The 13276-nt window shown below is 71.3% G+C and carries 13 protein-coding genes; 7 read left to right on the top strand and 6 right to left on the bottom strand.

The features are described from left to right. Nucleotides 1-443: 443 nt before the first annotated feature. The 6 genes from ABS772_RS14395 to ABS772_RS14370 are packed head-to-tail and all read right to left on the bottom strand — an operon-like array spanning nucleotide 444 to nucleotide 7435. Entirely contained in the window at nucleotides 444-1280 is an 837-nt protein-coding gene (locus ABS772_RS14395) for an aromatic ring-hydroxylating dioxygenase subunit alpha (RefSeq protein WP_350395527.1), read from the bottom strand. A 42-nt stretch (nucleotides 1281-1322) separates the two neighbouring features. Beyond that, nucleotides 1323-2717: an 8-oxoguanine deaminase gene (locus ABS772_RS14390; protein ID WP_350395526.1), complete on the bottom strand. Its 1395-nt coding sequence runs from the start codon at nucleotides 2715-2717 to the stop codon at nucleotides 1323-1325. Nucleotides 2718-2731: 14 nt separating this feature from the next. Continuing rightward, nucleotides 2732-3667, bottom strand: a complete 936-nt coding sequence (locus ABS772_RS14385; RefSeq protein WP_350395525.1) for an ABC transporter permease — start codon at nucleotides 3665-3667, stop codon at nucleotides 2732-2734. A 14-nt stretch (nucleotides 3668-3681) separates the two neighbouring features. Next, the gene (locus tag ABS772_RS14380; RefSeq protein ID WP_350395524.1) at nucleotides 3682-4734 is read right to left on the bottom strand and encodes an ABC transporter permease; all 1053 of its coding nucleotides are present in this window, start codon (nucleotides 4732-4734) and stop codon (nucleotides 3682-3684) included. After that, nucleotides 4731-6320, bottom strand: coding sequence for an ABC transporter ATP-binding protein (locus tag ABS772_RS14375; protein WP_350395523.1), 1590 nt, complete (start codon nucleotides 6318-6320; stop codon nucleotides 4731-4733). Before ABS772_RS14375 ends, ABS772_RS14380 begins: the two co-directional genes overlap by 4 nt. Next, nucleotides 6320-7435 (bottom strand): BMP family ABC transporter substrate-binding protein, encoded by a 1116-nt coding sequence (locus tag ABS772_RS14370; RefSeq protein ID WP_350395521.1) that lies wholly within the window; start codon nucleotides 7433-7435, stop codon nucleotides 6320-6322. Before ABS772_RS14370 ends, ABS772_RS14375 begins: the two co-directional genes overlap by 1 nt. A 342-nt stretch (nucleotides 7436-7777) precedes the next feature. Between ABS772_RS14370 and ABS772_RS14365 the strand changes: the two genes are divergently transcribed. The 7 genes from ABS772_RS14365 (at nucleotide 7778) to ABS772_RS14335 (ending at nucleotide 13276) form a co-directional block, all read left to right on the top strand. Continuing rightward, nucleotides 7778-8041 (top strand): hypothetical protein, encoded by a 264-nt coding sequence (locus ABS772_RS14365; protein ID WP_350395520.1) that lies wholly within the window; start codon nucleotides 7778-7780, stop codon nucleotides 8039-8041. Next, a complete protein-coding gene (locus ABS772_RS14360; RefSeq protein ID WP_350395518.1) occupies nucleotides 8034-8684 on the top strand; it encodes a Rieske (2Fe-2S) protein in 651 nt (216 codons plus the stop codon). Before ABS772_RS14365 ends, ABS772_RS14360 begins: the two co-directional genes overlap by 8 nt. After that, complete coding sequence (locus ABS772_RS14355) at nucleotides 8642-9310, top strand: glutathione S-transferase family protein (protein WP_350395517.1); 669 nt, start codon at nucleotides 8642-8644, stop codon at nucleotides 9308-9310. Before ABS772_RS14360 ends, ABS772_RS14355 begins: the two co-directional genes overlap by 43 nt. Nucleotides 9311-9340: 30 nt before the next feature. Then, nucleotides 9341-10264, top strand: coding sequence for a LysR family transcriptional regulator (locus ABS772_RS14350; RefSeq protein ID WP_350395515.1), 924 nt, complete (start codon nucleotides 9341-9343; stop codon nucleotides 10262-10264). A gap of 314 nt (nucleotides 10265-10578) precedes the next feature. Then, a complete protein-coding gene (locus ABS772_RS14345; protein WP_017484969.1) occupies nucleotides 10579-11079 on the top strand; it encodes a thiamine pyrophosphate-binding protein in 501 nt (166 codons plus the stop codon). Further along, nucleotides 11076-11717 carry a thiamine pyrophosphate-dependent enzyme gene (locus tag ABS772_RS14340; RefSeq protein WP_350395514.1) on the top strand — a complete coding sequence of 214 codons (642 nt, stop codon included), beginning with the start codon at nucleotides 11076-11078 and terminating at the stop codon, nucleotides 11715-11717. The genes ABS772_RS14345 and ABS772_RS14340 overlap by 4 nt, the downstream gene beginning before the upstream one ends. A gap of 2 nt (nucleotides 11718-11719) precedes the next feature. After that, nucleotides 11720-13276 (top strand): GMC family oxidoreductase, encoded by a 1557-nt coding sequence (locus ABS772_RS14335; RefSeq protein ID WP_350395513.1) that lies wholly within the window; start codon nucleotides 11720-11722, stop codon nucleotides 13274-13276.

Raw genomic sequence — 13276 nt, 5'->3', positions numbered from 1 at the left:
AGCGACGAAAGCTCGGGCCGGCGATTGCCTTGGAGCTGCGTGAGGCGGAGATCGTCCCTCCGGCGGTTTTATTTCGAGCGGAGAAGGCGGATCGCAAATTCGAACGGTGATTCCGGCGAATCCTGTCTTCGGCCTCGTGCGTTCCCGACTTCACGTAGGACCGACGCAACTTCAAGCCATACAGCCCTTACGGCAATCCCAACTCAATCATCCGCCCTGAATCGGCCGGCCTTCGTCGGCGAGGGGACCGCTCGGTCACCTCAATGCGGCATCCGGTACTGGCTGATCCTCTCATTCGGCCTGGTCCAAAGCCAGCCGGTCAGGTCATCGGTCGCAGCGATGATCTGTCAGGTCGTCGGGCGTCCGGAGCCCCGTTCCACCCACGTCCGGCCCCTCGGCTGACTTTGCGCGGACGCCCGTTTCCTTCGGGCTTCAGGGCCTCATCAGCCGATCGTTGTGCCGTAGCGGACACCCTTCTCCTTGAGCCAGCGCCGGTAGGCCACCGACGACGAGTCGGCGCGGGTCGGGATCTCGGCGCGGGGTTCGAGCGGCAACAGAGTTGGTCGCTGGTTCTCCAGGATGATGCGGTCCTGCAGGAAGATCACTTGCTGAAACGCCACGAGATCGGTGAGACGGGAGGCGTCGTCGATCAGGAACATCACCGGATGGGCCCGGCAGCGGTCGGGATCGAGGGGCTGAACGAACAGGCAGATCACGTCCCACCGGTTCGCCGCACTGGGACAGGTCTTGTACAGCATGGTCACGTGGGGCGTGGCGACGCGGTACTGGTACTGCGTCTCGATCCCGCCCCTGGCCGAGAGCGCCGCCTGCGGCTGGAAGAAGCGGCAATTGGTGGCCCAGACCTCGTCCACGTCGCGGCGGATCTCGGTGGTGTAGTGCAGCACCTCGGTGTGCGGCTCGGCGCCGAGGATGTCCGTGTGCACGAAGGGGAAGTGGGCCATGTCGAGGAAATTCTCGATGATCCGCAGCCCGGAAGCGCGCACGCCGACGGCGCCGCAGAGCACGTGGCGCCGGTCGTCCTCTTCGGCCTCCGGGATCGAGGGCGGCTCGGCCTCCGGGGCGCCGAGGCTGACCCAGATGCAGCCATAGCGCGTGCGCACCGGCAATTCCCGCCCGGACGCGGTCCGCGCGGAGACCGGATCGCTCTCGGAGACGACGATGTCGGTGCCGAGGAGGCGTGTCCGCAAGGGAGTCTCGCGGCAGGCCCCGGTCGCCCCGACGACGTACCATGCGTCCCTGATCGCAGGTTCGAGATCCATCGCAAGGCTCCTCTCAGGGCCGAGCAAGTGCGCGCAGCCGGCTCATTGCCAGATCCGCGCCATCGTGGCGGCGTGCTCGGCGAGGAGCACATCGATGTCGAGATCGCAGAAGGCGCCGTCCGCGATGATCGGGCGTCCGTGGATGAAGCTGTGTGAGACCCGGAACGGCCCGCACATCACCATCGCGGCAAGCGGGTCGCGCTGGGTGCCGGAGAGGCCGAGCTGGTCGAGCTTCACCGCGATGACATCCGCGCTCATGCCGGGGGCGATATGGCCGATATCGTCCCGGCCCAGCAGCTTCGCGCCGCCGCGGGTGGCCATGCCGAGCGCCTCCCGCGCCGACAGGGCGCCCGGCGTGCCGCCGAAGCCGCCGCGACCGCCCGGCGCCTCCGAGCCGTAGCGCGCCGGCGCGACGCGCTGGAGGAGCTGCGCGAGCCGCGCTTCCAGGAAGAGGTTCGAGGTGTCGTTCGAGGCGGAGCCGTCGACGCCGAGCCCGCAGGTCATGCCCGCATCGAGCATCTCCCGGATCTTGGCGATGCCCTGGCCGCATCGCATGTTGGCCGAGGGGCAATGCGTCATGCCGGTTCCGGTCTCGGCGAACCGGCGGATCTCGCCGGAATCGAGAAAGATCGCGTGGGCGAACCATACGTCCGGGCCGGTCCAGCCCACCGATTCGGCGAAGGCGGCCGGCCGCAGACCGTAAGCCTCGCGGCACCAGACCTCCTCGTCGAGATCCTCGGCGAGATGGGTGTGGAGATGGACGCCGTGGGCGCGGGCGAGCGCCGCCGCCTCGCGCATCAGGCCGGGGGTCACCGAGAAGGGCGAGCAAGGGGCCAGCACGATCCGGGTCATCGCGTGACGGGCCCGGTCGTGGTGGAGGTGGATCAGGCGCTCGGCGTCCTTGAGGATGTCCGCCTCGCGCTCGACGCAGGAATCGGGGGGCAGGCCGCCCTGGCTCTCCCCGCGCGACATCGCCCCCCGTGCCGCGTGAAAGCGCAGGCCGATCTCCCGCGCCGCCGCGATCGTCGTATCGAGCGTGACGTCGTTGGGCCGGATGTAGAGGTGGTCGGAACTCGTCGTGCAGCCCGAGGCGATCAGTTCCGCCATCGCCACCCGGGCGGAGACGCCGATCGCCGCGTCGTCGAGGCGGGCCCAGATCGGATAGAGCGTCTTCAGCCACGTGAAGAGCGGTTCGTCCTGAACCATCACCCGGGTCAGGTTCTGGTACATGTGGTGATGCGTGTTGACCATGCCGGGCATCACGAGATGGCCTGACATGTCGATCACTCGGTCGGCCGGGGTCGCGCCGAGTTCGGCATCGGTGCCGACGGCCTCGATGACGTGGTCGCGCAGGTAGAGGGCGCCGTCGGCGATCTCGCGGGCCTGGTCGTCGAAGGTGGCGAGATGGGCGATGTGGCGCAGGAGCAGCGTCGGCATGGTCTTGACGATCCTCAGCGCACGTCACGGTGATAGGGCAGGCCGAGCGCGGCGGGCGCCGCGAACCAGCCGCGCAGCCGGCGCCACGCCACCACCGGCAGGATGATGAAGGCCACGGTGCCGAAATAAGGCAGCATCGAGAGGATCGCCGGCGCCACCGGCCACCCGCGGGCCTGGCCGACGAAGCCGAGTGCCGTGATGACGCCGAAGAACAGCGCCGCCGCCACCGCCGTAAGCGGCCGGAAGCCAGCGAAGATGACGAGGGCCACGGCGATCCAGCCGCGCCCGGCCACGACGCCCTCCGACCAGGACGGCACGAAGGCGAGCGTCAGATAGCCCCCCGCGCCCCCGGCGAGGCTCGATCCGAGGGCGACGTACCAGAACCGGATCGCCGCGACCGGGATGCCGGCGGCGTCCGCCGCGGCGGGGTTCTCGCCCACCGCCCGCAGGTTCAGCCCGTGCCGCGTCCGGAACAGCAGGAGGTGCAGCCCGACCGGCAGGACGATGTAGATCGCGTAGAGCAGCACGTTCTGCGAGAACAGCGCCGGCCCGAGCACCGGAATGTCGCTGAGCACCGGCACCGTGACCCGCGGGAAGACCGCGGCGGCCGGCGCCCCGGCAAAGGAGCGGCCGAGGGTCGCCGCGAGCCCGGACCCGAGCAGCGTGAGGGCGAGCCCGCACAGCACTTGGTTGGCCCGCAGCAGCACGGTGGCGGCGGCGAAGACGCAGCCGAAGGCGAAGCCGACGGCGAGCGCCGCGACGAGACCGAGGGTGGGGCTCGGGACGGTGGCCACGGTTGCGACGCCCGCGAGCGCGCCCAGCGACATCAGTCCCTCGACCCCGAGATTGACCACGCCGACGCGCTCGGCGAGCACCTCGCCCAGCGCCGCGAGGGCGAGGACCCCACCGGCCAGGAGCGCCGTGGACAAGATGCCGGTGAGCAGATCCACGCGATGGTTTCCCCTCAGCCCGTGGCGCCGGTCCGGCGCACGGGCCGGTAATGCATGATCTCGTCGCCGATCGCCGTAAACAGCAGGATCAGGCCCGTGATGGCGAGCACCGTGCTCGTGTTGACGCCCTGCGTCTGCAGCACGATGCCGGCATTGAGCAGGGCGGCCATCAGCACCGCGCCGGCCAGCACACCGAGGCAGGAGCCGCGGGCGATCACCGCGACCATGATGCCGAGATAGCCGTAATTGTTCGAGATGCCGCCCTGCAGCCGGTGGACCGTCCCGGCGAGTTCGATGGTTCCGGCCAGACCCGCGACGGCGCCCGAGAGCAGCATCACGGCGACGATGCGCGCCCGGACCGGGATGCCGGCATAGAGCGCCGCTCCGGGATTGGCGCCGGCGATCCGCACCTCGTAGCCGAAGCGGGTGAAGGCGAGCAGACCCGCCGCGAGGATCGCGACCGCGACCGCGACGGGAAAGCCCCAGTGCAGGGTGTCGCCGAGGGGCGGGAGTTCGGCGGGGATGCGGGCCGTGGTCGCGAGAGCGCGCCCCGACGGATCGCGCCAAGGGCCGGTGCAGAGCCAAGCAACGAGAAGGGCCGCGACGAAGTTCAGGAGCAGCGTCGTGATCAGTTCGCTGACCCCCGCGAAGGCCCGGGCGAGCGTCGGCACCAGGATCCAGGCCGCGCCCCCGGCCGCACCGGCCAGCGCCATCAGCGGCAGGATCCAGGCGTCGTCGCCGCCGACATTGAGGCCGACCGCGGTGGCGGCCAGGGCGCCGGCACTGAACTGGCCCTCGCCGCCGATATTCCACAGGCCGATGCGCTGGGTCAGCGCCACGGCGATCCCCGTGAGGATCAGCGGCGTGACGAGCAGCCCGAGATCCTCCAGCCCGCCGGCCGACCCGAAGGCGGAGCCGACGACCTCGGCGCCGAGGCGCCCGGGCGCGAGGCCGGCGAGCGCCAGCACCGCCGCGACGCAGGCGAGCGCCAGCACGATCGCTCCGACTCGTCCGATCAGGGCGGCGCCCGCGGGAATCGTCGGAACGCGCTGGAGCCGCCAGGTCACGCGCGCACCTCCCGCCCGCCCATCATCAGCCCGAGGGTCTCGGTCTCCGCCTCGGCGGCGGGCATCACCCCCATGATCCGTCCGGCGAACAGCACCGCCACCCGGTCGGCGAGTTCGAGGATCTCCTCCAGTTCCTCGGAGAAGAGCAGAACCGCCCGGCCCTGATCGCGCAACGCCGCGAGATAGGCGAGCAGGGTGTCGATCGCCCCGACATCGAGCCCGCGGCTCGGATAGGCGGCGACCAGGACCCGCTCGGCGATGCGGATCTCCCGGCGGGCGACGAGGCGCTGCTGGTTGCCGCCCGAGAGGTTGCGGACGGGCATGGCGAAATCCGGCACCGCGACGGAGGCGTCGGCGGCGAGCGTCCGGGCGAAGCGTGCCGCCGCCCATGGCCTGAACAGGCCGCCGCCGCCGACCCGCGGCCCGGCATACTCGCGCAGAACCGCATTGTCGGTGATGCTGAGATCCGGTGCCAACCCGCTTCGGAGGCGGTCTTCCGGGATATGGCCGATGCCGGAGGCCGCGAAGGCCGCGGCATCCGTCCGGGCCACAGGCCGGCCGTCGATCCGGACCGTTCCCCGCGTGATCCGGCGCATGCCGGTGACGACCTGGCTCAGCTCCCGCTGCCCGTTTCCGGCGACCCCCGCGATGCCGAGGATCTCGCCACCGTGGAGCGCGAGCGTGACCTCGCGCAGGGCGGGCAGACCGCGATCGTCGAGGGCGCAGACGCCGTCGAGTTCGAGCACGGGTGCTGCCGAGACCGGCGTGCCGGCCGCGCGCGGGCGCGGCTTGCGCAGGGTGATGTCGTGGCCGACCATCAGGCTCGCGAGGCCGCGCTCGTCCGCGCCCGCAGCGGGACGCGTCGCGGCCTTCCGACCCCCGCGCAGTACGCTGATCCGGTCGGCGATGGCGATGACCTCGTCGAGCTTGTGGCTGATGAAGATCACGGCATTGCCGGAGGCGCGGTACGCCCGCAGGGCCGTAAACAGCTCCCGCGCCTCCGCCGGTGTCAGCACGGCGGTCGGCTCGTCGAGGATCAGGAGGCGGGCGTCGCGGGCCAGCACCCGGAGGATCTCGACCCTCTGCTGCTCGCCGGCCGACAGGTCGCCGACGACGGCGTCCGGCCGCACCGCAAGATTGAAGCGTTCGGCAAGCGCCCGCGTGCGCGCTTCCAGCGCCGCCGCCGAGGCGCGCCAGGGCGTGCGCGACCAGCCGAGATGGATGTTCTCGGCGACCGTGAAGGCCGGCACCAGCTTGAAATGCTGGTGCACCATGCCGATCCCGGCACGGATGGCCGCCTGCGGCGTGGGCAGGCTGCGGGCATAGCCGTCGACGATGATCGTGCCGGCATCGGGCTGGTAGATGCCGGTGAGGATGTTCATCAGAGTCGATTTGCCGGCTCCGTTCTCGCCGAGCAGGGCATGGATCTCCCCCGGCATCACCGTCAGATCGACGGCGTCGTTGGCGAGCACGCCCGGAAACGCCTTGGTGATGCCCTGCAACTCGACGAGCGGGGGGGTGCCGGGCGGGGATGAGGGCGGCGCCTGCGCGGCCGTGCCGGGGGGAAACGCGAGCGGCACCCCCATCAGGCGCCGAGGCCCGCCACGCCGTCGATCGACCAATCCCAGTTGTAGAGTTCGAGGTCGCTCATGGTCTTGCCGGCCGCGACCCGAACCTTGCCCTTGTTGTCCTTGATCTCGCCGACGAAGGGCGAGAACCCGCCGAGGATCTTTTCACGCACGGCGTCGGCCTGTTTTGCGACGGCCTCGGGCACGGTCCGGCCCCAGGCGTCGCGGTCGACGCCGCCGCCCATCGGCAGAAGCGTGGTGCCCGGTGTCCAGGTGCCGGCGATCCGCTTGCCCACCTGATCGACGTAGTACTTGCGCGTGTCGATGACGATCGAGCTGACATAGGCGTCGGGCCCGAAGCGGCGCATGTCGGTGTTCCACATCGCCGCCTTGATGCCGCGCTGCTGCGCCACCTGGAGGTAGCCGGCCTCGTCCATGATGCCGAAGAGGAAGTCGCAGCCGTTGTTGGCGAGCGCGACGCCCGCCTGGGTCGCGGCCTGCGGATCGAACCAGGAATTGATCGAGATGACCTGCACGGTCGCCTCGGGCTTCACCGTGCGGGCCCCCATCAGGAAGGCGTTGGTCGAGGAGAAGCAGGAGGGCACCGGGAAGGAGGCAACGTAGCCGAGCTTGCCCGTCTTGCTCATCAGACCGGCGGCGACGCCGAGCACGTAGGTCGGGTACCAGTGGGCGAAGTAGTACCAGCCGAGATTGTCGGCCGTGGTGCGGCCGTCGCATTCGAGGAAGCCGACCTTCTTGGCGCGCTTGGCGACGTCGTAGAAGAAGTCGCCGTAGTTCGAGGTGGCGAAGACGAGGTTCGCGCCGTTCGAGACGAATTGCCGGAAGGTGCGCGAGGCGTCGGCGGAATAGGGGATCGACTCGACGAAGAGGGTCTTGGCTCGCGGGAAGGCGGCCTGCACGGCCTTCATTCCCTGGTCGTGGCTCCAGGTCCAGCCCTCGTCGGTCACCGGGCCGACATGGCCGAAGGCGATCACCGCATCCTTCTCGGGCACCGCCGGCAGCGGCGCCTGTGCCAGGGTCGGGCGCAGGCCGGGCGGCAGGATCAGGCCGGCGCCGGCCGCGGCGCCGAGGCCGAGAAGATGACGACGGCTCGGCAGGACGGCATCGGTCATGGCTCTGGCTCCCTGTCGGATCGCCGCCCGAGGCCGGGCCGGCGGCGGTGACCGAAATCCCGTGGCCGGGACTTCCGCACGGCGCGTGGGCAAGCGGAGCGCGGCAAGAATCGTGCCTCGATCGGATCCCCGCACCGACAAGCGTGTCCACTTCGAACTGTCCCGCATAGCCGCGAAATTTCGACCGGCCCGATGCGCTGAACGCAACAACGCCGAAGTGGACAAATGTGGATCGACATGGACTTGCGCGACAAACTGATGAAGCCTTAAGCAGGTCGCGGAAGTGCCGCGGAATGAGGCGACCGCGGGTCGGAAGGGACGTTCATGCGGAGAGCGACCGTCATGACCTTTACCGGCCGGTTCCGGCCCGCGAGCTTCCGGGCGTTCGCGGAGCACCGGGCGCGACTCCTCGACCTCGCTCCGACCTGGGGCGCGGCGACGCCCGACCGGATGGTCGTCACGGTCGCGGGCCAGCGCGATTTCATCGATGCCTTCGAGATGGCCTGCAGCCTCGGACCCATGGATTGCCTGGTCCACGGGATCGAGCGGCGCGACACGGATGCGAGCGGAAACGCCACCTTGGAGCGGGAGCACGACGATGGATGAGCCGGACGGTTGGTACGCGGTCGCGCTCGGCGCCGACATCGAACCTTCGACCTCGGCGGGCACGCGCCTGTTCGGCCACGAACTCGTGGTCTGGCGCGACGCAGCGGGCGCCGTGCATGTCTGGGAGGATCGCTGCCCGCACCGCGGCATGCGCCTGAGCTTCGGCTTCGTGCGCGGCGATCACATCGCCTGCCTCTATCACGGCTGGCGCTACGACGCGGCCGGCCAGTGCCGCTACATTCCGGCCCATCCGGATCTGGAGGTCAGCCCGATGATCCGGACGCGGACCTATCCGTGCCGCGAGCGGGCCGGGCTGATCTGGGTCCGCTGGGGGACGCCGGCCGAGGCGTCGGAGACCGCGCCGGAGCGTGAGAAGGAGGCCGTCTCACCCCTGCGCAGCCTCTACCTCGACGCGCCCGCCGCCCGCCTCGCGGCGGCGCTCGGCGGCGCCTGGGCCGACGGGCTCGCACGGGTCGATCTCGGCGGCTCGCCTGTCCTCGTCGCGGTGCAGCCGCTCGCCGCGGATGCGAGCGCGGCGCATGTCGTGGTGCCGGCCCTGCCCGGAGAGCCGGCGATCGACCTCTCCCGCCTCGCCGTCGCATGCCTCGCCCTCCGACGGAGCATCGAGGGAGCCGCGCCGTGAACCTTCGCCTCTACGACTACGAACTCGACGAGAACGGCTACAAGGTCCGGCTCCTCCTCGGGGCGCTCGGCCTCGCCTGCGAGACCGTGGCGGTCGACATGGTTCCGGGAGCCGAGCAGACGAAAGCCCCGTTGATCGACCTCAACCCCCTGGGCACGTTGCCGATCCTCGTCGATGACGGCGTGGTGCTGCGGGAGGCCGAGGCGATCCTCGCCTACCTCGCCCGCCGCTACGACCCCGCCGGCACGTGGCTGCCCCAGGAGCCGGCGGCCTTCGGCGAAACCCTGATGTGGCTGGCCTTCGCGACGCGCGAGCTGCACGCGGCCAGCCTCGCGCGGCGCGCGGCGATGTTCGACCATCCGGGCGACGGGCCGGACCTCGAAAACCGGGCGCGGGCGGCCTTCCGGGCCATGGAGGACCATCTCGTCTTGCGCGGGTTCTCGGGGTTGGCCTGGTTCGCCGGCACGGGGCCGACGATCGCCGATCTCGCGCTGTTTCCCGCCTTCGCCCTCAGCCGGGATTTCGGGATCGACCACGAGGCCTATCCCGCCCTGCGCCGGTGGAACCGCCGGGTCCGGGCACTCCCCGGCTTCCGCACCATGCCGGGCATTCCGGACTATCACTGATCGTCCCCTGATCGTCGGACAAAGCCGCCCATGGACCCGTACCGCCTCGGACTCGTCTCGACGCGGCTGCACTACTTTCAGCTCGTCGCCCGCGCGGGCTCGATCCGGCAGGTCGCCCGTGCGCTCAACCTCGCGCCCTCCTCGATCAGCCGCGTCATCGTCCAGCTCGAGCAGGATGTCGGCACCAAGCTGTTCGAGCGCGCCCGACAGCGCCTGCGCCTGACCAGCGCGGGCGAGCTCCTGCTCTACCGAGCGCGGTTGAGCCTCGGCGAACTGAGCCGAGCCTGCACCGAAGTGGGCGAGTTGCAGGGCCTGCACCGCGGCACCGTCTCCGTGGCCCTGGTCGAGAGCGTCGCCCGCGGCCTCTTCCCGGCGGCGATGGGTGCGTTCTGGGAGCGGCATCCGGGCATCGCGGTCGATGTCCAGGTGGTGCGGTCGGATGCCGCCGCCGCCGCGCTCGCCGACGGCGAGTGCGAGATCGCCCTCGGCTTCGACCTGCGCGCCCCGCGGGGGGCGCAGCGCCTCGCGGCCGCCTCCGTTCCGGTCGGAGCTCTGATGCGCCCGGAGCACCCGCTCGCGGGCCGCGAGGCCCTGCGGATGTTCGACCTCGCGCAGCATGCGGTGATCCTCTCGGACACCAGCTTGACCCTCGGCGCAGCGATCGAGGAGGCGCTGGCCGACGCCTCGGCCCCGATGGGGCGGCGCGTCACCACCAACTCCATCGGGACGATGGTGGCGCTCGCGAGTGCGGGCGCCGGAATTTCGCTCCAGGCCCGGCTCGGCGTCGAGGCCGAGATCGCCCAGGGACACCTCGTCTTCGTGCCCCTGCGCGATCCGAAGCTGCGCCCGCGCCGGCTCGTGCTCCTGGCGCGCAACCGCGACCGCCTTTCGGAGGCGGGCGCGGCGCTCGCGGCGATGCTGGCACGCGCCGTCGAGGGTCTGACCCCGGCCTGAGACGCTGTTTGTCGGGGCTGTTGCGGCACCCGGGGACGGGTCTCACGATCAAGCGCTGGGCCGGCCCTCGAAGCAGGCTGCGATGCCCATCCCAACCAAGCCGTGCCGCACGATCGGCCGTTCAGGCGTGCTTCGAGGCGGCGCTTCGCTCGGCCCCTCGGCACGAGGAACGACGAGACGGCCGGGACAGCGCAGGCGGGCGAGCCGTGAGGCCGTGGTGTTGCGCAAGGCGCACCACGCCGACCGGAAAACGGCGGCTATCCAGGACACCTTCGGCCGTCGAAGCTGCTGCCCATGATGGAGCGTAACACCCCATGACCCCCGGAGCCGTCGACGCCGTGATCCGCGGCCTGAAGCGGGCGGGCGTCTCGATCGTCTGCTACCTGCCGGATTCCCTGTTCAAGGAACTCTACCCGGCCCTCGACGCGGATCCGGACCTGCGCACCATCCCGGTCACCAACGAGGGCGAGGGCGCGGCGATCTGCGGTGGCGTCTTCCTCTCCGGCAAGCGCGCCGTGCTGGTGATGGAGAATTCCGGCCTGCGGGCCTCCGTCGAGCCGCTCGCCCGCATGGGGCTCGGCGCCGGCATCCCGGTGGTGATGCTGATGAGCTACCGGGGCGATCTCGGCGAGAACAACTGGTGGGCGATCCCGCACGGCATCACCATGGAGCCGGTGCTGCAGGCCCTGCGCATTCCCTACCGGGTGGTGCGCGAGGAGGCCGCCATCGAGACCGCCATCGCGGACGCCTACGCCTCGGCCTACGCCTCCTATTACCACGCGGCGGTGGCGCTCGGCGGGAGCATCGTGCGATGAGCGGCGAGACCGAAGCCCCCGGCCCGTCGATGACGCGCTACGCCTGCATGCAGCGCCTCGCCGCGCGCCTGCGCAACGAGCTCGTAATCCTCTCCCTCGGGGGGAGCGTGGACGAGTGGTACGATGCGGCGCCGCACATGCGCGCCGCCAGCCTGTTCCAGCAACAGCTCGGTTGCGTCACGCCCCAGGCCTTCGGCCTCGCCGCCGGGCTGCCGCACCGGCGCATCGTCTCGCTCGACACCGACGGGGGGCTGCTGTTCAACCTCGGCATCCTCGCCACGCTCGGCAACGAGCGACCGAGAAACCTGTTCGTCGTCGTCTGGGACAATCAGTGCTACCAGTCGATCGGCGGCCCGCCGACCCACACGGCGGGAGGGCGGGTCGACCTCGCGGCGATCGCCCGCGGCGCCGGGGTGGAGCACGCCTACACCGTGCACGACCTCGACGCCTTCGAGCGGCACTGCGCCGAGGGACTCGCGGCGGAGGCGCCCTACCTCGTCGTCGCCAAGGTGGCGGGCACCGTCCAGCCCGGCATCCGGCGCAAGCACAGCGACGGGCGCGAGGACAAGTACATCTTCGTGCGCCACGTGGAGGCGAGCGAGGGCGTGACCATCATGGGCCCGAGCGAGCACAACTGACGATGCTGCGCGATGCCGTCGACGCGCTCGAAGCCGCCTACGACGTGATCGTGGCCGGGGCCGGCAGCGGCGGCTGCGTCGTCGCCGGCCGGCTCGCGGCGGCCGGGTTCTCCGTGCTGCTGGTGGAAGCCGGACCCCCGGACACGACCGATCCCGCCATCGCCGATGCCGGAGCCTGGGTCGGGCTTCTCGGCGGTCCTTACGATTGGGGCTACGCCTACGCGCCCGCGCGCGAGGTGGCCGGCCGCGCCATCGCGATCCCGCGCGGGCGGGTGCTCGGCGGATCGAGCAGCATCAACGCCATGCTGTGGAACCGGGGCCACCCCTCCGACTACGACGGCTGGGCCGCCGCCGGGGCGACGGGCTGGGACTTCGCGTCCGTGCTCCCGTACTTCAAGCGGGCGGAGGATTGGGAAGGGGGCGAGACGACCCTGCGCGGCGCTGGCGGCCCGCTGCGCATTGAGACCTCGCGCGATCCCCACCCCGTCGCCGCCGCCCTGCTCGCGGGTGCCGCCGAGTGCGGGATGCCGGTGCTGGCCGACGCCAACGGGCCGGACAATGCCGGGGCGGCGCTCGCCAACCTGAACAAGCGCGGCACCCGGCGCTGGAGCGTGGTCGACGGCTACATCCGCCCGCTCGCGGACGACCCGAATCTGACGGTCCTCACCGGCGCGACCGTCGTCGGGCTGCTTCTCTCGGGCGGCACCTGCACCGGCCTGCGCCTCGGCCTCGCGCGCGGGCTCGTCGAGGTGCGCGCCCGCCACGAGGTGGTGCTGACGCTCGGCGCGATCGGCACGCCCGCGCTGCTGATGCGCTCCGGCATCGGCGATCCGGCCGACCTTGCCCGGCTCGGCATCCCCCTTCGCCACGCCCTGCCAGGCATCGGGCAGAACCTCCAGGACCATCCTCTGCTGATGGGGATCAATTTTTCCGCTCGCGCGCCGCTGGGGCCCGTGCGCGACAACGGCGGCGGGGCGCAGCTCAACTGGCGCAGCCGCGCGGACCTGCCTGCCCCCGACCTCCATGCCTTCGTGGTCCAGGGCCCCCATGCCGGCCCCGAGATCGCCGCCACCGCCGACCTCTCCGGCCCGGTCTTCGCCGTCTCGCCGGGGCTGATGGGATCGACCAGCACCGGCAGCCTGCGGCTGGAGAGCGCCGAACCGGACGGCCCGATCACGCTGCGGCCGAATTTCCTCGCCGAGCCCGCCGACCGCGCCGCGCTGACCTGCGCCATCGAGACGATCCTCGATCTCGCCGGCACGGCGGCCTTCCGCGACCTCGGCGCCGTGCCGCTGACCCCGGCCCGGCGACTCGGCCGATCCGAGGCCGACGCCTTCGTGGCGCAGGCCTGCTCGACCTTCTTCCACACCTGCGGCACCTGCGCGATGGGCACCGGCCCGGCCGCCGTGGTCGATCCGGCCCTGACCCTGCATGGCCTGACGGGCCTGCGCATCGCCGACGCCTCGGTGATCCCGGTGATCCCGACCGGCAACACGCAGGCCGCCGTGGTGATGATCGCCGAGCGCGCCGCCGACCTGATCCGGAATGCCGCAGGATGA

The sequence above is a fragment of the Methylorubrum podarium genome (assembly GCF_040270385.1).
GTDB lineage: Bacteria > Pseudomonadota > Alphaproteobacteria > Rhizobiales > Beijerinckiaceae > Methylobacterium > Methylobacterium podarium.
The sequence above is the reverse complement of the archived record's forward strand: the minus strand, read 5'-3'. Positions and strand labels throughout refer to the sequence as shown.